Source organism: Mucilaginibacter sp. P4_D1, from assembly GCF_056401935.1.
Map to the genome: position 1 here is coordinate 1 of NZ_JBFUIJ010000045.1, position 22016 is coordinate 22016.

At 41.7% G+C, this 22016-nt stretch carries 15 protein-coding genes; 4 read left to right on the forward strand and 11 right to left on the reverse strand.

Annotated features, from left to right (window positions below):
- Positions 1–141: 141 nt before the first annotated feature.
- Entirely contained in the window at positions 142–1587 is a 1446-nt protein-coding gene (locus AC1DV1_RS25830) for a DUF5723 family protein (protein ID WP_477365695.1), read from the forward strand.
- A 149-nt stretch (positions 1588–1736) separates the two neighbouring features.
- Here AC1DV1_RS25830 and tsaB read toward each other — a convergent pair whose 3' ends face one another.
- The 4 genes from tsaB to rpmH all read right to left on the reverse strand — a co-directional run bounded on the left by tsaB (position 1737) and on the right by rpmH (position 3452).
- The gene (tsaB, locus tag AC1DV1_RS25835) at positions 1737–2438 is read right to left on the reverse strand and encodes a tRNA (adenosine(37)-N6)-threonylcarbamoyltransferase complex dimerization subunit type 1 TsaB (RefSeq protein WP_477365698.1); all 702 of its coding nucleotides are present in this window, start codon (positions 2436–2438) and stop codon (positions 1737–1739) included.
- A 136-nt stretch (positions 2439–2574) separates the two neighbouring features.
- Positions 2575–2817: a membrane protein insertion efficiency factor YidD gene (gene yidD / locus AC1DV1_RS25840; RefSeq protein WP_477365701.1), complete on the reverse strand. Its 243-nt coding sequence runs from the start codon at positions 2815–2817 to the stop codon at positions 2575–2577.
- Positions 2814–3215 (reverse strand): ribonuclease P protein component, encoded by a 402-nt coding sequence (gene rnpA / locus AC1DV1_RS25845; RefSeq protein ID WP_477365704.1) that lies wholly within the window; start codon positions 3213–3215, stop codon positions 2814–2816. The genes yidD and rnpA overlap by 4 nt, the downstream gene beginning before the upstream one ends.
- Before the next feature lie 78 nt (positions 3216–3293).
- Positions 3294–3452, reverse strand: a complete 159-nt coding sequence (rpmH, locus tag AC1DV1_RS25850; protein ID WP_076375290.1) for a 50S ribosomal protein L34 — start codon at positions 3450–3452, stop codon at positions 3294–3296.
- A gap of 133 nt (positions 3453–3585) precedes the next feature.
- Between rpmH and AC1DV1_RS25855 the strand changes: the two genes are divergently transcribed.
- Positions 3586–4464, forward strand: a complete 879-nt coding sequence (locus tag AC1DV1_RS25855; RefSeq protein ID WP_477365707.1) for a ChaN family lipoprotein — start codon at positions 3586–3588, stop codon at positions 4462–4464.
- Between the two features lie 64 nt (positions 4465–4528).
- On the opposite strand, the gene mscL is transcribed toward AC1DV1_RS25855, so the two are convergent.
- Entirely contained in the window at positions 4529–4948 is a 420-nt protein-coding gene (gene mscL, locus AC1DV1_RS25860; RefSeq protein WP_477365710.1) for a large-conductance mechanosensitive channel protein MscL, read from the reverse strand.
- Positions 4949–5086: 138 nt separating this feature from the next.
- Between mscL and rpoN the strand changes: the two genes are divergently transcribed.
- On the forward strand, positions 5087–6562 hold the full coding sequence (gene rpoN / locus AC1DV1_RS25865; protein WP_477365713.1) for an RNA polymerase factor sigma-54: 1476 nt from the start codon (positions 5087–5089) through the stop codon (positions 6560–6562).
- A gap of 159 nt (positions 6563–6721) precedes the next feature.
- On the opposite strand, the gene AC1DV1_RS25870 is transcribed toward rpoN, so the two are convergent.
- From AC1DV1_RS25870 to AC1DV1_RS25890, 5 genes are all read right to left on the reverse strand, one after another.
- Positions 6722–7738, reverse strand: coding sequence for a PorP/SprF family type IX secretion system membrane protein (locus tag AC1DV1_RS25870; RefSeq protein ID WP_477365716.1), 1017 nt, complete (start codon positions 7736–7738; stop codon positions 6722–6724).
- A gap of 300 nt (positions 7739–8038) precedes the next feature.
- A complete protein-coding gene (locus AC1DV1_RS25875; protein WP_477365719.1) occupies positions 8039–12460 on the reverse strand; it encodes a beta-propeller fold lactonase family protein in 4422 nt (1473 codons plus the stop codon).
- Positions 12461–12535: 75 nt separating this feature from the next.
- Complete coding sequence (locus AC1DV1_RS25880; RefSeq protein ID WP_477365722.1) at positions 12536–16018, reverse strand: PKD domain-containing protein; 3483 nt, start codon at positions 16016–16018, stop codon at positions 12536–12538.
- Between the two features lie 202 nt (positions 16019–16220).
- Positions 16221–16670, reverse strand: coding sequence for a response regulator (locus tag AC1DV1_RS25885; protein WP_477365725.1), 450 nt, complete (start codon positions 16668–16670; stop codon positions 16221–16223).
- A 464-nt stretch (positions 16671–17134) separates the two neighbouring features.
- Positions 17135–17839, reverse strand: a complete 705-nt coding sequence (locus tag AC1DV1_RS25890; RefSeq protein WP_147059327.1) for an NUDIX hydrolase — start codon at positions 17837–17839, stop codon at positions 17135–17137.
- 894 nt (positions 17840–18733) lie between these two features.
- Here AC1DV1_RS25890 and AC1DV1_RS25895 point away from each other — a divergent pair.
- Positions 18734–20689, forward strand: a complete 1956-nt coding sequence (locus AC1DV1_RS25895; RefSeq protein WP_477365728.1) for a glycoside hydrolase family 97 protein — start codon at positions 18734–18736, stop codon at positions 20687–20689.
- Positions 20690–20770: 81 nt separating this feature from the next.
- On the opposite strand, the gene AC1DV1_RS25900 is transcribed toward AC1DV1_RS25895, so the two are convergent.
- Positions 20771–21955, reverse strand: a complete 1185-nt coding sequence (locus AC1DV1_RS25900) for a tetratricopeptide repeat protein (RefSeq protein WP_477365731.1) — start codon at positions 21953–21955, stop codon at positions 20771–20773.
- Positions 21956–22016: the final 61 nt, after the last annotated feature.

The following is a 22016-nucleotide window of genomic DNA, read 5'->3' on the forward strand; positions in this document are numbered from 1 at the left end:
GTAAAATTACTTTGGCCATTTCACAACCAACTTACGCTTAAATACGTTAAAACTACTGATTAATTTATTCTTTTTTACAGATAACCGTTTTTGAATTTTATCTTTAAAAAATTAAACGGACTAAGGCTCGCGAGATATTATATGAATAAAATTTACATTCTTTTCTTCTTTTTGCTCATCTCTTTCTCGGCTTCGGCCCAGCAATTTTCGCAGTATAACACCGGTACGCTCTACGATTCATTTGAAAACCCATCTGTAAGATCATTTATACCCGATTCAAGCAGGCAATACGCATTTAACTTTTTTTTACCAAACTTTGGCGCAAACGCCTACGTAACCGGAGATATCCAACAGGCGCTTAAAAACAGGATTTTTTCTACTACTCCAACTTATAAAGCATCGGCACTTCAAATTGGTAAAAGCAAGTACAATCATTTTAATGCCAATGTTAATGCCTACGGCCTAATGCTTAAATCGTTCACAAGCCTTAATGGCGATGTGGAGATGGGTTTTTCATACCAATTAAAAGCAGAAAGCCGCGGCCTGGTATCCGATGAAACTATTGCCTTGTTTGACAATGTTGCCAATTTTAAGGGCAACCCATATGATGATATCTTCAACAATCATTTTCAATTACAAACCTATAATCAGATCAGTTACTCGTACCGCGAACGGATCAACAAACAGTTTGCTTTTGGTTTTAAGTTGAGTGCTTTGTTAGGTGTAAAATATTCAAAGTTTGATATTACAGGTTCGCACGCTGTGTTTGATTCGGTGAATAACCAGGCAACTCTCAGCATGCGCGGTCGTTATTATTCAAGCTACATACCGGGCCAGCCGTCTGCCCATGATTACCTGCCTACATTTCGAAGCCCGGGTGCTTCGATAACCATTGGAACATCGTACATAACCGACGACAAAATAACCATACAGGCAAATATTAAAGATTTAGGATTTATACACTGGAGCAGCCGTTCGCTTGCTTCTGATTTTGATAATACTACAACTATAACCGGGTTAGGATCGGGTCACCGTGAAGACAGCATATACAACGCGGTAATTAAGCTATTCAGAAGCACTGAAGCGATGTCAAAAATTGGCTCGTTTACAACAAAAACAAACGCCAGGGGCGAGTTAAGCGCATCGAAAACATACTGGATAGATTACGACAATAATTTTAAATACACCCCAACCCTAATAGGCTCAAAAGAGTTTTGGTTTACAGGTTTTACCGCGGCGCTGGTTAATCATGTGCAATATCAAAACTATACCGCTACAATTACAGCCAGTTACGATGATATGAAACTATTTAATGTAGGTGCCCAGTTGATGTATAAAACCCCGAACTTTGAGGTATACGGAGGTACCGAGAGGCTCATTAACACAGGCAGGCTTGCCTTTGCCGCCTTGGGTAACCAAACACAGATAGATCATATTGGCACCTACTCAGGCATGGACATATTTCTTGGTTTCTCGCTAAAATTTGGCACGGTGATTGAACATCCGATGAACTCAAGCTACATCCCGATGGGCGAAAAAGGCTTTTTTGGAAGGTTGTGGGGACGATTGTTTAAAACAGGCAATTAAAAAAGAGTCAAGAGGTTAGAGTCAAGAATCAAGACAGCTTCCTTTGTTGAATAGGTTGTGTTTTTTAGGTAGCCTTAATTGAACACGGACAGATTTATTACAAGTTGCTTTTTTCTCGACCATCGCTCCAAAAGTCTTAACTCCTGACTCTAACTTCTTGCTTCTTTCTTAACTCCGGCTATAAAATCCTTGAGATAATAGGGTTCAAAATAGGCAACATCTTCGAAATCTTTATTGGCGAATTTTTCGGCTGCTTTTTGGGTAAGATAGGTTGCAGAGTTTTCGAAATTGCGTAAAAAACCAGCGTTTGGATGGCGGCCTAAAACAGCTTCACATTTGTCGGCACCATCGCCAAAAAAAAGGATTTGGTTATTATTTAGCAAATGAGCAAAACTGTGCTCATCAATAATTTCGGCGGCTGTATCTTTAAGTTTTTCGCCGGCTATATTAAAAACAGCACAGTAAACCTCCATTCTTCGGGCATCAATCATGGGGCATAGCAACCTGTTTTTATCAATAGATATGGTATTATCATTTATAACACCATAAGCCATCGCCTCCAAAGTTTCTATAGCTATCAGCGGCTTATCAAGTGCGAAGCACAGCCCTTTTGCTGTAGATACGCCGATGCGCAAACCTGTGTACGAGCCTGGGCCGCAGCTTACCGCAATAGCGTCAAGGTCGCGGTAAGTAAAATTACCGCTGGTTATAAGTTCTTCTGTAAATAAAGTAATAACCTCGGCGTGTTTATTCCGCTCATTTACCTGCTTAAAAGCCAAAACCTTACCGTCAGCAGCTAATGCTACTGAGCATGATGTTGTTGCAGTTTCTATTTGTAAAATAAGGCCCATCTTTTTAGTTGTGAGTTGTGAGTTTGAAAAGTTCAAAAACGCAATCATATTAACAATACAAAATGCTAAACCATTTAAGCCCCGAATACCACCATTGAGAAAAACTCAAAACCCACCCCTCAAAACTTAAAACTAATTAAGGTACAGGGTCATGCCCATGCCCTCCCCAGGGATTACAACTGGCAATCCGTTTAATGGTTAGCCACCCGCCTTTAAAGGCACCGTGCTTCCTGATGGCCTCTACCCCATATTGCGAGCATGTTGGCGTGTACCTGCACGAAGCACCCGTCATAGGCGAAATAAAATACTGGTATACTTTTATCAGGACTATAAAAATATAGCCTATAAGCTGTTTAAACAAATCCACCAGCGCCATCATACAATTACATTATTGGCGGCAGTTAGTTGCTCAGACAACAGCGCAAGCATCTTCAGCATTTTTTTTTCAATGGTGCTGTACGGCACAATCTCCTTACCAATATAACCTATAGACAGTACGATGGTTTTATCGGCTGTTTGCAGCAACTTGTATAAGTTTTGTTGTTTATGCAACCGGTAGCTTTCGCGCATACAGCGCTTTATTAAATTCCGGTCAACAGCATGTTTATAGCGCTTTTTGGAAACCGAAAATAATATTTGTGCAGGAAATTGCTGTGGCTCTGTATGATACAACCACGAGGCCTTAAAAGGATAACACAAAAAAGAAGAGCCGCTATGAAAAAGCTTATCTATAAGCCTTTTATTACATAACCGTTCTTCTTTTTTAAAAGTATACATAGTTGCTTATCTGGAACCGGGATTTAAGCAGACAATCGGTATCCATTGATTGGCAAAATGCCAACCAGCGCAACCGGTTTATGCTTTATGACGACCCTCGTCAGAAACTGATAATCTTTTTCTGCCTTTAGCTCTTCTGGCTGCTAATATTCTCCTGCCGTTAGCAGTTGACATGCGTTCACGGAATCCGTGTTTATTTCTTCTTTTTCTTTGAGAAGGCTGAAACGTTCTTTTCATAACTATTTATTCTATTCGTCGTTTTAAAAACAAGAGCGCAAATGTAGTAATATTTTAAAACTTTTCAAACACTATTTTTCTTATTTGTCGCTCTATATTTATTGCTGTAAATTAAGCGTTTTAAAACCACAATATGAAACTATCTATCCTGCTGCTTGTCATTTGTTTACCCTTTACTGCATTAAGTCAGGCTATCCCGGCAATTCATTATAAAATATATAGCACCGCAACACAAAAACCGGCAACAATTGCCGACATTATCAATAACATGGCCAAGGCCGATGTATTATTTTTTGGCGAGGAACATAATGATTCTACCGGGCACCTGCTCGAGTTGCAAATTTTCACACAACTGGCACAACAATATCCCGGCAAAACAGCTTTATCTGTGGAAATGTTTACTACCGATTGCCAACTGGTTTTAAACGAATACTTAAACGGCCTCATCCGCGAAAAAAACCTGGTGAGCGATGCACGCACCTGGCCCAATTACAAAGATTATCGCCCAATGGTTGAACTGGCTAAACAAAGCCAAATACCTGTGGTAGCGGCAAACGCTCCATCGCGCTATACCAACATGGTAACTCGCAATGGTTTAAACAGCCTGCAGCAACTTGATGCGCAAGCCAAAGGTTATCTCGCCCCCCTGCCTATTGATACGGCTACGGGCCCCTATTACGATAAATTTGTAAAGATAATGGGCGGCCACTCCGCTATGGCAGGAATGCAAATTTATCAATCGCAAAACCTTTGGGATGCAACAATGGGTTGGTCAATAGCCCAATTTTACAAAAAACATACTGACTTTAAAATACTTCAAATTAACGGCGGCTTTCATAGCGAAGAAAAAATGGGTGCCGTTGCCCAGCTTAAGAAATACGCTCCAAAAGCGCGTGTTATCTCCATAGGCGCTTATGCGGATGATAGTTTTGATAACCCCGACTGGGCCAAGTTCAGTAAACTGGCGGACTATATTATCCTCACAGACCCCAAGTTGCCAAAGAGCTTTTAGATCATAGCTGATGGTTCACGGATCACATCAAAGCTACAATCTATGAACTATCAGCTATTGAACATTAAGATTTCCGGGCTGCTAAAAGATCCCTGATTTCAGTAAGTAAAACCTCTTCTTTTGTCGGGGCTGGATCGGGTGCCGGAGCAACCTCTGGTTCGGGCGGGCGCTTCATGGCATTGATTGTTTTTACAATAAGAAAAATACAAAAAGCCACTATTAAAAACTCAATGGTGATGTTAATAAAATTGCCAATATTAACAGTCACATCGGGTATTTTTTTAGCAACATCGCCACGTTTCAGCAATATCTTGATATCTTTAAAATCTACACCACCTGTAATAAGGCCAATTGGCGGCATAATGATATCTGTTACCAGCGAGGTAACTATTTTACCGAAAGCGGCGCCAATAATAACACCTACTGCAAGGTCAACAACGTTGCCACGCAGGGCAAATTCCTTAAATTCTTTAATTACGGCCATGATATTGATTTTTGGTTAAGATTATTAACACACTAATCAAACAAAAGTTTTTATTTAGCATTTATCATCATTGTTCCTATTGCCGTAAGTTATTTTAAAGTTAACGGTAATTGATGTATTTTTGGACACGTCTTAACTATGCTAAAACAGAACCTTCAACAAAAACTCTTACAAAAGCTATCCCCACAGCAAATTCAATTTATTAAATTGCTGCAGGTACCTACCGTATCCCTTGATACCCGTATTAAAGAAGAGCTGGAAGAAAATCCCGCACTCGAAGATCTGAGCTTAACAAACCTGAATGAGCCTGTTGAAGAATACCCGGACCGCGACCCCGACGAAGATACCTTTAATGGCGATGAAGAAAAGGGCGAAATGGATGAGTTTAACATAGACGATTATTTACAGGACGACAATGTAAATGATTACGGATCGCGGTATGACCAAAATGGCGATGACGAGGATGAGCGAAAAGAAATCCCTATTGCTGTACAAAGCTCGTTTTTTGAAAGCCTGCAACTCCAGCTTGACCTATTGCCACTAAGTGATAAGGATTTCAGAATAGGCAAACAAATTATTGGCAGCCTTGATGATGATGGATATCTGCGCCGCCCTATCATGTCACTTACCGACGACCTCGCCTTCTCGCAAAACGTAATGGCCGAAGACGAGGAAGTTGAAGACATGTTAAAAGTGATTCAAAACTTTGACCCGGCCGGCGTGGGCGCACGCAGCCTGCAGGAATGCCTGCTAATTCAACTTCGTAAAAAAGACCCTAATGACCTTATCATAAAAAAGGCAATTATTGTTGTTGAGCAATACCTTGACGAATTTACCCGCAAACATTACGATAAGCTGGAAAAATCGTTAAACATGGATTCGGATGAGTTGCGTGGCGTTATAAACGAGATTTTAAAACTTAACCCCAAGCCAGGCGACAGTAACGAGATTAACACCAAGCAAATGCAGGTGATACCTGATTTTCACATCATCAATAACGATGGGGTGCTGATACTCACCTTAAACTCCAAAAATGCTCCCGAATTGCGCGTAAGTCGCTCATACCAGGAGATGTTTCAACATTACGATAAGGCATCACAAAAGGATAAAAAACTAAAGGAAGCCGTGCAGTTTGTAAAACAAAAGCTCGACTCGGCCAAATGGTTTATTGATGCCATTAAACAACGGCAGCAAACATTGCTTAAAACAATGAATGCCATTATGCAATATCAGTACGAGTTTTTCCTTACAGGTGATGATAAAAACCTTAAACCGATGATCCTGAAAGATATTGCCGACAGGATAAACATGGATATCAGTACCGTATCGCGCGTGGCCAACTCCAAGTACGTTCAAACGGAGTTTGGCACATTTCTGTTAAAATCCTTTTTCTCTGAAGCTATTCAGACCGAAAGCGGCGAAGAGGTATCTAATAAAGAAGTTAAAAAAATACTGGAAGAGCATATTGGTAAAGAAGACAAACGCCATCCGCTTGCCGATGAAAAACTGACCGATATATTAAAAGATGCCGGCTATAACATAGCCCGCCGCACCGTAGCCAAATACCGCGAGCAAATGAATATCCCGGTTGCAAGGTTACGCAGAGAGCTGTAGCGGATGTGCAGATTTCAGATACCAAATGTGCAGATGATATAGAATTTAATAAAAAATGCCTTGATTGTGTCAAGGCATTTTTTATTAAGGGAATGGCAATTGAAACCATTACCAACATATTCTTGTCTTGATACTTGATACTAACTACTTGATACTTCCTTAAAACGTATGCTGTGGACAGGTAACTTTATAACGGTTATTAAGCAGGATTCCTATAACTATTTCGTGCGATCCATTACTCACGGTGTTTAGGGCCGAAGTGGTAAAATCATATGAGTAACCAACATTGATAAATGAACTAAGGTTGAAACCAACCATGGCCGCAAAAGAATCGCTGCGGCGGTATGAGCCGCCTAACCAAAACTTGTCCTGGAACGATACTTTCATGTTTACATCAAAGGTAGTAGGCACCGGTTGTATCACCTTAACCAATACCGACGGGATAAGTGTAACATCATCAGACAAAAATAGCTTGGTGCCCGCCGTAAAGAAGTAATGAGGTACTGTTTTATTTAGCGATGAAGATCCGGTTACATACAAGCTTTGCGGCAATATTTGCTGCACCGATACACCAAAAAAGTAATCAGAAGCATAAGCCCAAACTCCAAAACCCAAATCGGGTTTCCACTGATTAGTGTTAAGGTTGGCCAGGATGGGATCAGAATCATCTACCCCACCAAAATGAAGTGCCGCGCGATCGAGCACGTTGTGGCTTACCCCCGCCGATACACCAACCGCCAGGTTTAACCTGTCGGTAAGCCCTAAATGATAAGCATACGTAGCATCGATAGTTGTTTGGCTTATGGGGCCTGTTTTATCGGATACCAAGGTTAAGCCAATACCGTGGTGGGGTTCTGCAGCCTGGTACTGCTGCGTATACAGCCTGCTTGAAGGATTAAGCCCGCCGCTTGCCGGGAAGGCCGTAGCATCGCCCTGTACAAACCTATCCCCAATGGGCGCGTTGATGCTTAAATAACCGGTTGTGGGCGCACCTTCAAGGCCAGTCCATTGGCTGCGGTAGCCTGCTTTAACATCAGTATAATTCTCAATCCCGGTTAGGGCCGGGTTTAGCAGGTAATTATTAAAAATATATTGCGTGTATTGGGGCTTTTGCTGCGCATAAACAAATTGTGCACCGGCAATAAAAAAAACAATCGCGTATAAAATTCTCTTCATTAATTTAACTTATAATGGTTACAGGTCCCAACGTAACCTGACGTGCTTTCTAGGGTTTTATTATATAATAATAAATTCCGAAAGGTAGTTTATTTCTTTTATACCTACCATTCCACGGGACATTGTAACTGATTGACGAATATAATCTTTCTCGGTATCTTATTGTATAAAGCACCGATATAATTTGATAAAATATCGACATATAAACTTTATATGTTATAATTTGTATCCCAATTCGGGCTCGCCAGCACCATTAACCGGGAGTTTCAAGGCAAAACGTTTCCATATTTACACACTGTTTTATCTAACAATAATTACATAGCCCGACATTGGGCTGCTTCCGTTTTTAAGACTGATAACATAGTAATAAGTTCCGGGTGGAACTATAATGCCATCATATTTCCCGTCCCAGGGAACAGTATAACCAACTGACGAAAAAACCTTTGCACCATAACGGTTGAATATATTAACCGCACAACCTGGAAAAGCATCCAGATTTTTAATTTGCCAATTGTCGTTGCTACCATCTCCGTTTGGCGAAAATGCATTGGGTATAACAATATCAAGTTTAACAGGCTCTATAGTTAGCACACCATCAATGTAAGTAAAATTGTAATTACCAGACTGAGCTCCGCCCGCCTTTATGACATATTGCCCAACAGGCGACAATACATTAGCTGATGTTGTTACAGAAGGCAATACCGTCAGCTGCGAAATACCATCAAAATTCCTGAAACCGATATAAGTTATATCTAAATCGGGATTTGGCTCGCCGTATTTTCTGTTTTTACTATTGGCAATAACGGTTAAATTTGCTTTATTCACCATAATATCGGCATGGGCATAGTCAATGTTATAGTTAGTGGCTTTAAACGTTCCGCCAACTGCATAATCCAGTGATACCGAACCGCTGTATACGCCCACATTATCTGTTGCGGCCGCACCGGATGCATAAGTTACAGACACGCTTCCTATAGTTTCGGAATTTTGCAAGCCACCCCATGTAAATGAAGTAAAACCGGTGCCACCACTCAAGGCATCGCCGTAGGTTTTGTTTACGTTATTTGCAGTAATAATTAAGGGCGCCCTATTCACCGTATTGCTAACCATCGGTACATTTACATCTAATGCACCCTGGCTGGTTAGCACAATATTGCCGGGATAACTGCCTGCATTTGTAACGGAGGCAAGCCTAAAGTATATAATTGTTGATGTAGACAAACCGCTTGTCCCTATAGTGACAGTTTTTGTGAAAGTAATATTATCTGTGCTCACCTCTAAACCCACAGGTGGCGTAACCAAAATACCCAACGACAAATTGGCACCCGAAACCGTGAAGCTGGTTGTTGCCGACGGGGTGCCATAAGTAGTAACCAAGGGTTGTAGTGTTCCGGTTGCCGAAATGACAGGAACAGCGTCGACCACGATATCACCTGGCAAGTAGTTAATTATATAATTGCTGGCTTTAAAAGTTCCGCCAACAGCTAAAAATGCCTTTACTGAGCCTATGTAGGTGTTAATGGCATCGCCGGCTGCGGCACCCTGCCCGTAGTCAATACTTACACTGCCTATTGTTTCTGAGTTTTGCAAACCTGTTTGAGTAAATGCAGTTGAACCTTTAACGCCTGTAAGTGTATTTCCATATACCTTATGTACGGTATTAGCTGTTATAGTTACTGTTGCCGGCTTCACTGTTCCGGTGGCAGCCACGACAACATTGCCAGCACCTTTGCTGGTTAATACAATATCGCCTACGTAACTACCCACATCTGTTTTTGACGCCAGGCGCACATAAATAATTGTTTGGGCAACAGTTCCCTGGCCCCCTATTGTTAGCACGGGGCTAAAGTTAACATCATCTAAACTAACCTCAAAACCTTCCGGCGGCGTAACAAGGATGCTGGTAGTTAAATCCGAGCCTGACACGGCGAAACTGGGCGGCGCTGCCGAAGGGCTACCATAAGTGGATGTGATTGCCACTAAAGTACCTGTGGCAACAATGGTTGGCGCGGCTGTCGGCTTTACGGTTACGGTAAAAGTTATGGGCTCGCCATCACAAGGCGAACCAGCTGTTACAAAGTTACCTACAGAACTTGGGCCTTGGCCGGCAGGGACATCAGCAACAACTTTCTCTGTCTGGGTATCAATAACCTTCACCGAATTATTGTAAATATTGGATACATAAACCCTGCTGCCATCAGGGCTGATGGCTAATCCCTCGGTTGCCGAGCCAATAGCGATTTTATTTAACGTGGCAAAGTTGCCAGTATCAAAAACGTATACCAGCGAGTTTGTTGGCGGGTTATTGTTTGCATACAGGCGAGTGCCGTCAGGGCTTATTGCCAGCCCCAATACAATTGATTCGGTAGCAATGGTGCCTATCACATCGTCTGTTAAAGTATTAATAACTGAAATTGAATTCCCGCTGCTATTTGCAACGTATAACCTGCCACCATCCGGACTTAAAACGGTATTTGATGGACCATTGCCAACAGGGATATCTTTTATAAACGCGTTGTTGGCTGCATTGAGCACTGTTATTTTATTAGCCAGATCGTCAGCTACATATATTTTACTACCATCCTTGCTTACCGTAATTCCAATTGGATAATTACCAACTTTAACCGTAGCAACAACCTCATTTGTGGCGGCATCAATTACCGACAGGCTGTTATCATTACTATTGGATACGTATACCTTACTGCCATCCGGGCTTACGGTTACACCGTTAGGACTTTTTCCTACCGTAATGGTTGCTAATACGGAATGAGAAGCAACATCGATAACAGTAATGCTATTTGAACTAAAGTTTGTTACATATACCCTTGTTCCCTTTGGATTTGCCGATACACCAATAGGATTTGCACCTGCAGTTAGCGTATACATCACTTTATTAGTAGCCGTATTGATCATGGATACGGTTCCGCCGTTAAAATTGGCCATAAAAACAAAACCCGCAAGTAAGGGCGTTACCTTAATTTTTGCTGTTATAGGAGTTTTGCCTGTATTAACTGCGGTAAACGCACCAATGTCGCCCGTTCCCGTTGCAGGCAGCCCAATCGCAGGGTTATCGTTACTCCATAAAAAAGCGTTCCCATTTCCGCTAAAGTTAACCGCATCAGTGGTTTGGCCGTTTGACTTTACCTGATCCGGCACTTTACCAACGGTTGGCAGCGGGTTAATAGTGGCGGTTAAGGGTACCATTTCTTTTACAGATCCTGATGTCAGAATCACATCTCCGGATATATTACCAACCGCTGCGGCGGCGCTACTTCTGATATAAATTACCTCTTCTGCAACACTTCCGTTATCAGGGGTTATTAACAACGTTGTCCCATAACCCGTATTTGGCGAAAGCGAAAATTCAAAACCAGCCGGGGCTACGGCAACAATATCTTCGGCCAGATTACTGGCCGACAACTTAAATTGTAACAAAGCCGGGGTTTGCGAAACAGTTCCGGCACACGAGGAAATGTTGCCGGTTACAGCGCTTGCAAAAATTGAAGGTTGCAGCCCGGCTGGGTTTACGTTTATATAATAGCGAAGTGGCTTATCAGTGCAATTCAGTCCATTTTTTATAAAATGCCCCTGCCCGTTTGGCGATGCACCTACCGCAACCGTTGCAATTACCTTATTGGTAAAGGTATTGATAACACTAACGTTGTTGGAACCTTGATTGGAAATATATAATCTGCTACCGCCCGAACTAATAGATATCCCGACAGGCATATCGCCAACATTGATACTGCTCACAATTTTATTTGACGCCGTACTGATAACAGAAACTGTACCCGCTACAAAGTTAGTAGTGTACAGCCATTGCCCATCCAAACTTATGGCTATATCCGCAGAAGTTTGGCCGGTGACCGACGTATCAATTACCTGATTGGCGGCTGTATTAATAATAGATATAGAACCTGAATTTTGATTGGTTACATACAACCGACTACCATCAGGATTTAATACCAGGGCCGATGGGCTTGTGCCAACCGCTATATTTGTAATAAGCGTGTTTGTAGCTGTACTTACAACAGAAATGTTATTGTCGTTAAGATTGGCGGTATATATAAACCTGCCATCAGGACTCATTGTAATACCAAATGGCGATGCGTTTAATGCTATTTTTTGAATGATGCTGTTATCGGAAGTATTTACTAACAGTAAATTATTTGTGCCGGTGCAGGCTACGTACAATTTACTACCATCCAGGCTAGTTACTGTTCCTAATGTTATTCCGCCGGTAGCGATTGTTGTTGTGACCTTATTTGTTGTAGTATTAATAACACTTATACTTTGTGCAGTTTCGTTTGATACATATGCCGTTTTTCCATCCGGGCTCACGGTAACCCATACGGGATCTTTGTCGACACTTATTGCCGAAACCGTTTTATTGCTTGTCAGATCCACAACAGAGACGGTTCCATCGCCCATATTAGGTATGTAAGCAAAACCTGTAGGCTGCGCCACCGCCGTAATGGTTGCTTTAACACCCACCTTGCCGGTGTTGATAGCTGTAAAGGCCTGAATATTGCCGGTACCGTTTTGCAATAAACCAATAGAAGTATTATCGTTTTCCCAGTCAAAAACACAACCCGCACCCGGAAAATTAATAACCTGCGTACTTGAACCACTTGTAACCGTTTGTGTAATTTGGGCCGAAACGCGGCAAGCAAAACAACAGAGAAATAGGAAAAGGTTTATTAAGGTAAAAATTTTATTCATGCAGGTCAGGCTCACGGTACCTGTATAATTTACAGGCTCATTTCGACCCTATAAATATAAAGCATTCTTAAACATCTACCTAATTATGGTTACACTTCCTGATACCACGTTACGGCCGTTCTTCGGATTGATAATATAATAATAAGTGCCCGGCGACAGGTAATTCCCTTTGTATCTGCCATCCCAGGGAACAGGGTAGCCAATTGATGAAAATACTTTTTGACCGTACCTGTTATACACTTCGACGGTATTGTTAGGATATTCATCTAAATATTTCACATCCCAAACATCATTTCTGCCATCGCCATTAGGCGTAAAAGCATTGGGTATCACCAGGTATTTTAAAACCTTCACCATAACATCAACCGAACTTGAACAGCCTTCTGCCGATGTTACAGTTAACCGGTAACTGGTATTTTCTGCAGGGCTTGCAACCGGATTTAATACATCGTCATGATCTAAGCCTATAGCAGGATACCATTTATAACTCAGATTATGGCCCGACGCTGATGTATTCAAGGTAACTGTAGCACCTTCAAGCACAGTTAGTGCCCCGGCTGAGCTTACTGTTGGTGATGGGTATACCATAATTTGTTGTTTCACGGTATCAGGACAGCTATTGGGAGTGGTATAAATATAGCTTACCTCAGCAGTGCCTGTACCGGCAACGGCCGGATCAAATAAGCCAGTCCTACTTACGCCCTTACCTGAATACCCCCCACTACCCTGCTGCCCTACTATACTTAAAGGCGCAAGCTGTACAGGTGTAGCTTCGGGACATATTGATGGCACCTGCATCAAAGTGATAACGTGTGTAGCTTTTACAACTAAAGGAAATTCCTGAATATTGGCACAAACGCCACCCGAGTAGGCTGCTACATGCACATTAAAAGTACGGTCGCCATCGGTAAATATGGGATAAGTGTAGCGCAGTTGCTGCCCATAAGTTGGATGTTCATACACCTGTAACGAGGAAGCATCTCCCATATCAAAAGTCACCTCCAGCCGGGTTATGTTACCAAAGTTAACCGAAGACCGGTTTTCAAAGAAAACTTCTTTATTACTACATACCGCTGATGGATCTTTTAACACCACGTTTGCTTTAGGAATATCGCCGTTAACTACAAAGGTTTTGGTTTTGGTATAGCTACAGCCATATTTTGAAGTTACTGTTAAAGTCACCTGGTAGTCATCACGCGCCTGGGTATAATGATGCCTGGGATTTTTTTCAGCAGATATATTATTGGCAGCGGTGGCGTTAATGTCGCCAAAATTCCAATGGTAAATAAAATCAGCCTCCGTATGGTCGGCAATAATGCTACTGTCTTTAAATTGAACATAATCAGCAACGCACGCGTCGGGCAAAATAAAATCAACCACAGGAAGTGGGGTTATCACTACTGTTTTTTGTTTAACCGGGCCCGCACATCCGTTGGCGTTCAATACCGTTAACTTAACATTATAAGTGCCGCCAACCGGGTAAACATGTGTAAAAGGAGATTTATCTGTTTTTACTACAACGGCCGTACTGTCCCCAAAATCCCATATCCATTTTGAAATTGTACCATCGCCGGCAACAGACTGATCGGTAAAAATTATATCCTGTGCAGGGCATCCGGATGCAGCTACCTCAAAGTTTGCCACAGGCAAATTACTGATATTCACCGTAGCAGCATCCGATATATCGGCACAGCCATTTTCGTTGGTAATGGTAACCCTTACTGTGTAATTGCCAGCCTTTGTATACAAATGCGAAGGGTTTTGTACTACATCGGTGTGCCCATCGCCAAAATCCCACAACCAGGTTTTAATTTCGCGGCCGTTAGTTGCCGATGTATCCCTAAAAAATGTGGTATCGCCCAAACATACTCCCGAAAAGTTGAACTTTGAAACAGGCGGGTCCGAGATGTTGAAGTCGAGCTCGACATCTTCGTCCGAACCACATTCATCGGCAACCGGGTTAAATACAGTTGCCAATATAGAGTAATCGCCGGCTTTATAAACCTGGTCGGCTGCATACTCATATAAATATAATGTTTGCCCGCCCTTTACCGACGTTGATTTTACAACCGGGTTGCTATCATTATAAGTAATACCATTTTTAAAATCCCATCTGATGTGCGTTGTTTTGTAAGGAAGGGTTAATTGTATTTTGTAGGTTACGCCAGAGCAGCCATTTAACGTAGCAGTATTGGTTTTGGGGTCATCCAGCGCTATAAACTGGGTTAAATTTTTCAAGTTGGTGCCCGCGGCGTAACCGTATGATTCGGCGTTGCCGAAGCCATACGCAATGGCGTTAAAACCATCGGATGCGCTAATATGGTGAACGCCATTATAAACATATATCTGGGCATATGAATAAGCTGGATTATTGCTAACCGGAGTAAATTCAGTATACGGCTTACCGTCAAGCGCAAAGGTGGGTACGGCGGCTGTTTTAATAATTACATTAATATAGTTATTGGCAATCCTGAAATTACCGGTTGAATTTAAGGTGACATGATCAAGCGTTTGTTCAAGCGGATTAAGATAAATCATTTCAGGATCGCCTATATCCTGCGCGGTATCAATACAGTTAATTGTTTTAAATTGAGTTACGGCATACTGCACAACCTGCACAGGTTTATCGGCTTTAATAACATTGGGGCTGGTTGAATTAAACTCGTAATAACGTCCGTTTACAAAATCCGACGGTGAAAGGTTAGTACCATTTAGGTTTACCGTTGTGTTATCATCGCTTTTAACGATCCTGAAAACATCATAATAGCGGCTTTTTAGGGGCGCAGTGATATAATTTTTGCCCCAGGCTGCCGTTGGATAAACCTGTTGAAAAAGATTATCAGATGTATTGTTTTTGGTTATACAACCGATAAGTATTTTTGAACTGCCCGAAAAAACAGCCACTTTTTTACATGTGCCTGCTTGTGTGCTTATCGTACGGATGCGCGTACCGGTTAAATCATTATTTGCCAGTGCCTGGTACACCTGGCCTTTGTTTAAAATTACAGTAAAAGGCTTACCCGGAAGTTCGCCATTAAGCAGGTAGGTGGTTGGTGTTATTTCTACCGTAGTATTATCTTCGGTACCGATAACTGCAAATGTGGAATAAGACGGCCTTTTTTCGCTGCTGAGCGAATTGGATTGCTGGGTGTAATTAATAGAAAGATAATCTTTACCCAGCACATTTACAGGCAGTAAAAGTGTGGCGCCCGAAACGCTTTGAGCGAAAATATGGGCATAAACGGCAATCGGTTTTTGGGCTGTAATGTGAATACCTTTTAAACTTAATCCCTGTTGATCTATAAATGCGCTTGCGGGTATTGCAACAGTAAGTATCTGCCGTGCAACAACATCATAGCTTTGCGAAAAAGTACCATCGGCAATGGCAACCGTTACCCTGGTATTTACATCGGCGGTAATGTAAAGATCCATTTTACTTACAGTACCATTAGGATCGCTTGTTGTAGGTGGATCAATATGATCCATATAAACCGTCCAAAATTCGGTACCCTGGTTCGAAAAACCATTTTGCGCGTTTGCACCTGAATTAAAACACAATAAAAAAAGAGAAACAGATACGAGATATGAGATTTGAGATTTGAGACTATTAAGTACTGTTAAACATAAACAATCGCACAAATTAGCTTTGCAAATCGTTTTCATGTCAATATTAGCTTTGAAATGTAAGATTTGAAATACTAAACATGTACAGATGATTAATGTGTAGTGTGATGCCCGTTAAACCTACCTCAATTCTAAATTATCCCCCGGTTTTATGAAGCGATTCCAGTTCGAGGTTTGCTATTTGCAATTTATAGGTTAGCTCCTTATTTTCCCGTCGCAGCTCATATATTTCTATAGCATTTTGAATATAAATTTTTAGTTCGTCGTTTTGCCAGGGTTTTACCAGGTATTTGTAAACCTGCCCACGGTTAATTGCATCCATTACCGCATTAACATCCGAAAAACCTGTTAAAAGTATGCGAATAGTATCGGGATACAAAGGTAAAATTGACTCTAAAAATTCGATACCCGTTGTAACGGGCATACGCTGATCGGTAATTATAACGCCTATTTCATAAGTTTGCAGCACCTGGAACCCCTCGGCTGCCGATTGTGCTGTATAAATATTAAAACTTCGCCTAAACGCCGCCTTAAAACTATTTAAATTATTTATCTCATCATCAACATACAACACTCCAACGGGCATGGCAAAAACTTAGGTAATAAATTGGTTCAATAATCGGTATGAAAAGTAAATTTATATAAAGTTTTAATCTTTGCGCGTTTTTTAACAAAAATTGCGGAGAAACGAGAAAAACCGGACCTATATTGCCTGGTATGGATGGTCAAAATTTATAAAAAACAATTCCCACAAATTAAGGCGAATTCCGCAAATCGGGGTTTGCAAAACCGCTTTTATTTGTGGGTAAACCATACAAATTCATAAGCATCCTTTTATATTTTCAAAACCGCCCTTTATTCATGCACAAACGGGTAAAACAGGGTCATTAAACTCAACTTTTCAATCATAAATATGCTATTTATTGAAACAAAAAGTGCATTTATTTACACAAAAACAACATGAGGATATTTTGCGCAAAAAATCAAAAAAACAGTCTGAAAAACCCGGTATCTCGAACTTTGAAACTGCCAGGCTGGATACTCAAATCCTTAAAAAAACTTCTCGGGGTTTGGTACAAGGTTTAAAAACGACTCGAAATTTTGTTCGTAGTGCGATTGATCGAGCTTATAATAAAACGCTCCTTTTTTTGAGGATAGCTTATCCTTTTCGGGTTGCTTAACCAACAAGCCGGTTGATAACAGTTTACGGCTGAAATTCCTATCGTCGAATTTAGTTTGATAAACCCCTTCGTACAGCGCCTGCAATTGCGGGATGGTAAATTTTTCGGGCAAAAGCTGAAACAGTATCGGGTGAAGCGCTGCTTTATAGCGCAGCTGCCTTAGTGCCAACCTAACCATTTGGGCATGGTCAAATATCAAATCGGGCATTTCATCCAGTAAAAACCATTCCGGGTGATATTCTTCACTCAATTGTTTTTCGTACTGGTGAATATCTATCAGTGCAAAATAAGCTATGGAAAGCGTACGTTCAACCGGGTCACGGTCGGGGCTGCCAAATACGCGAAATTGCTCCATGTACACATTTTTAAGCCCGGTACGCAGCTCTAAAACACGGTTAGCGGCATCGTCCGGCGATTCTGAGGGCTGAATAAAGCCACCCATCAGGCTCCATTTATGTTTTTCGGGCTCAAGGCCACGCTGAACCAGCAATAATTTGATATTCCAGCCGTCAAATCCAAAAATGATACAATCGGTAGCCACTAAAATGCGTTTCTGGCCGCTATACTTCTGCATAATTTAGTTAGAGTTTATTTGCAAGTGTAAAAATAATTATGCAATTATTTAGTGTTAATCCGACAACTATTTTGTAAGCCGGTATTATCGGGTGTATATCCCTGTAATATCAGGCTTACCCGATTGCCTGAATTTTTAAACCATCACCGGTGATGCACTTTTCAAGTACCCCTCAAGCACCTTTGCAATCAATTTAGGGATGCCTACACAACATCTTATCCATAACTTCAATATCCGTTTTTTTATACCAAAATACTTTATATCAATAAATTATGATAAAATAAGAAGCTAAAACATCTTTTCTGTAATCAAACAAGGGGCATTTATCGTCATTGATAAACGCCCCTTGTTTCGTTATGTACAAATTTACTAAAACGATGCAGTTGTGCAATTTAAGGCACATGGTTATCGCAGGTAATACGGCAAAAGGATAAATTATCCTATTCCCATTTTTGTTAAATCGTACATATTTATTGTCGGCGTATACATTTCGGTATCGAAGCGCACCATGAAAGTTTTACAGAGGCTTGTTATTAAAACCGAGCGGGACATCATCCTATAGCACCTGGAGGTTTATTTAAAACTCAAACTATCAGCAAATTACTATTCAGAAGCTATTTTTATTGCCAGCTGTACCAGCTTCAAAAAAGCGGCCCATGAGCCCCGCTATCCCCGGCACCAGGGCGATTAACCGGCATTGCGCAGCCACTGGCAGGGTTTTATATTCGCGACATAAGATTAACTTTGGTTATTGATAAAAAATGGCCGGTAATGTGTCGTTATCATTGCCTGCCCTAAGTTATCAGTGCACCATTAGCACTACCAATGCTTAGATCAATATACCAATAATACCATCATTTATAAATAAACCCAATTACACCATTATCCTGTTTTATGAAAAAATATCTATGTTGCCTTTTCCTGTTATCTGTCGCTACGGGCAGGCTATTTGCCCAGGGCAAACCTATTGATCTGACATCGCCAAATGGCGAGCTTAAGATAACCATAACTACCGGCGATAAAATTTATTACTCCGTATATCGCAACGGTAAAGAACTGCTAACCAAAAGCCACCTGGGACTTAATCTTAATGATGTTACCTTAGGCCAAAACCCCAAACTTCTGAACTCAAAGCGTATACACGGCGAAGAAACCATCAAACCATACATCTCCCTCAAATTCTCGACTGCTAAAAGCATTTACAATGCCGTGCTGTTAAACTTTAAAGGAAACTACTCTGTAGAGTTCCGTGCTTTTGATGATGGTATAGCCTACCGCTTTGCCACCACAAAAAAGGGCGATATAACGGTAATGAGCGAGGATTTTGGTATAAACTTCCCTGAAGATTACGCGTTAACCCTGCAGCAGCCGGGTGGCTTTAAAACCTCCTATGAAGATGCTTATACACACGTTTCATCGGCTGCATGGAAAGAGGCCGACAAAATGTCGACCCTGCCGGTGTTGATAGATACCAAACAAAACTATAAAATACTGGTCAGCGAAGCCGACCTTTCCGATTATCCGGGTATGTTTTTAAAAGGTACAGGCAGCAACGGCGCCGAAGCTACCTTTCCGAAGGTTCCGCTGGAATTTGGCCCCGACGGCGACCGGAGCCAGAAGATCTTAAAATCGGCAGATTATATTGCCAAAACATCCGGCACCCGTAATTTTCCGTGGCGGTATTTTGTAATAACTAAAAACGATAAGCAACTGTTAGAAAATACCATGACGTTAAGGCTATCGTCAAAAAGTGTTATTGGCGACGCAACGTGGATTAAACCGGGCCAGGCCAGTTGGGAATGGTGGAACGATGCCACCCCTTATGGGCCCGATGTAAACTTTGTTTCGGGCTATAACCTGGATACCTACAAATACTATATCGACTTTGCATCCAAATACGGCGTTAAATACATTGTGATGGACGAAGGATGGGCCAAAAGCACAACCGACCCGTACACGCCTAATCCTAAAGTAGACCTGAAAGAACTAATTCGTTATGGCAAGGAAAAAAATGTGGGCATCATTTTATGGCTCACCTGGCTTACAGTACATAATAATATGGATTTGTTTAAAACCTTCCATGAGTGGGGCGTTAAAGGCGTTAAGATTGATTTTATGGACCGCAGCGACCAATGGATGGTAAAGTACTATGAAGATGTAGTTAAAGAAGCGGCCAGGAACCAGGTTTTTGTCGATTTTCATGGTGCCTTTAAACCTGCGGGGCTCGAATATAAATATCCAAACCTCATATCGTACGAAGGCGTACGCGGCCTTGAACAAATGGGTGGCTGCTCGCCCGATAACAGCACCTACCTGCCATTTATACGTAATGCCGTAGGCCCTATGGATTTTACACCGGGGGCCATGATAAACATGCAACCCAACGCTTACAGCGCGCAACGGCCTAATGCAGCTGCCATAGGCACCAGGGTTAACCAACTGGCCATGTATGTGGTATTTGAAAGCGGCATACAAATGCTGTGCGATAACCCATCGCTTTACTACCGCAACGCCGATTGTACCGAATTTATAACCAGCGTGCCTACCACCTGGGACGAAACCCGGGCATTAATTGCAGATGCCGGCCAGGTTGCAGTGGTAGCCAAACGCAAAGGCGAAAAATGGTTTATCGGCGGCATAACCAATGGCAAAGAAAAAACCAGGGAACTGGAACTGAATTTCGACTTTTTGGATAAAGACAAAACCTATACCATAACATGGTTTGAGGATGGCATAAACGCCGGTAGCCAGGCTATGGATTACCGCCGTAAAACCAAACAGGTAAAAGCCGGCGATAAAATGACCATAACCATGGTACGTAACGGCGGTTTCGCGGCTGAGTTAAAATGAGTTTCTTTTTAGTAGCCCATTGTTGAAAAATTAGATGACCCGGATGAACTATCATCCGGGTTATTTGTGTTTTAGTAGCGTTTAATCAGGATCCTGCGGGCTTAGGCTGTGCAACAATTTTTCCACTTCATCACCATAGTTTTCGGTGTAGCCAAATTTCAGGGCAAGTATAAAGTTTTGTTTTGCTTCAATTTTGTGTCCTTGCTCCATCAAAACAATACCTCGGTTCTTGTACGCGTAAGGATTTCCCTTATCCAGCTCAAGCGATTTATTAATCATGCCCAGCCCTTGCTCCTTCTCTCCCAGCCTGAACTTCGAGAAACCTAAGTTATTCCAGGCATAGGCAATTGAAGGATCAGCCYGTATAACCTGCTCAAATAAAGGCACCGATTCTGCATAACGCTCCTGCAATTGCAGGTTAAAGCCTTTGTTATTTAAAAACGATTCGTTATCCGGCTGTACCTGCAAAAGAGCGTCTAACATCTCGCCGCACTCCCCGTACTTTCCCATCATACCATACAGAAGTGATAATGAAAGTCGTAAATCGGTATCATCGGGCTTAAGCTCTGCCAACTCGGTCATTAGCGACAATGCTAAATCGAAATCACGCAGCTTTTGGCTGCCGAAAGCCATTAACACCTTGAAGTGCATATAATTGGGCAAAAGACTTAAACCTATCCGGCATATTTTTAAAACATCATCAAATTGCCCATAAAAATAAAAGTTAAGGGCATTTCGATACAAAGCGTCAACCCGCTTCTTTTTCGATGCTTTTGACAAAAAAAAGAGTTCTGCTTTGCTATATGGTTTTTCCCGAACAGCTTGTACAGGAGATGGAAACCGTTTTACCGGTTTTTTAAATTCGGCTCCCGTAATATCTTCAATTAATATCCCAGCCTGGCAAAAAGCCTTGCTTACCTCATTATCATAACTTAAAATAGCCAGCAGCAGGTGTATGGTATTGGTTGGGGCAAAATCATCAATGCCCGATATTTGGAAAGCATCCTTTACAACACGTTCGGCCTCTACCGTTAAAGGCATTGAATGCCGCAGTGTTTGCTTGCCGGTTGCAGGATACAACGCTTTTATTTTTGTTTCCCAATAATCCAAATCACAATGCCCTAAGTATTTTGTAGCCTTGCATTTATTTTGCAACATGGCTACAAAAAGGTGGTCGTAATTGATAAAGCCATGATGCCAGGCGATAGCCAATTTGCGCGATTCAGCCGTAACTATCTCAAAGTCACTTTTAATTTTACCTGCCATTGTATCCCAAAATCATTTGCATAAATATAACAACCTTATGGAGAATGCTACGGCGAAATAT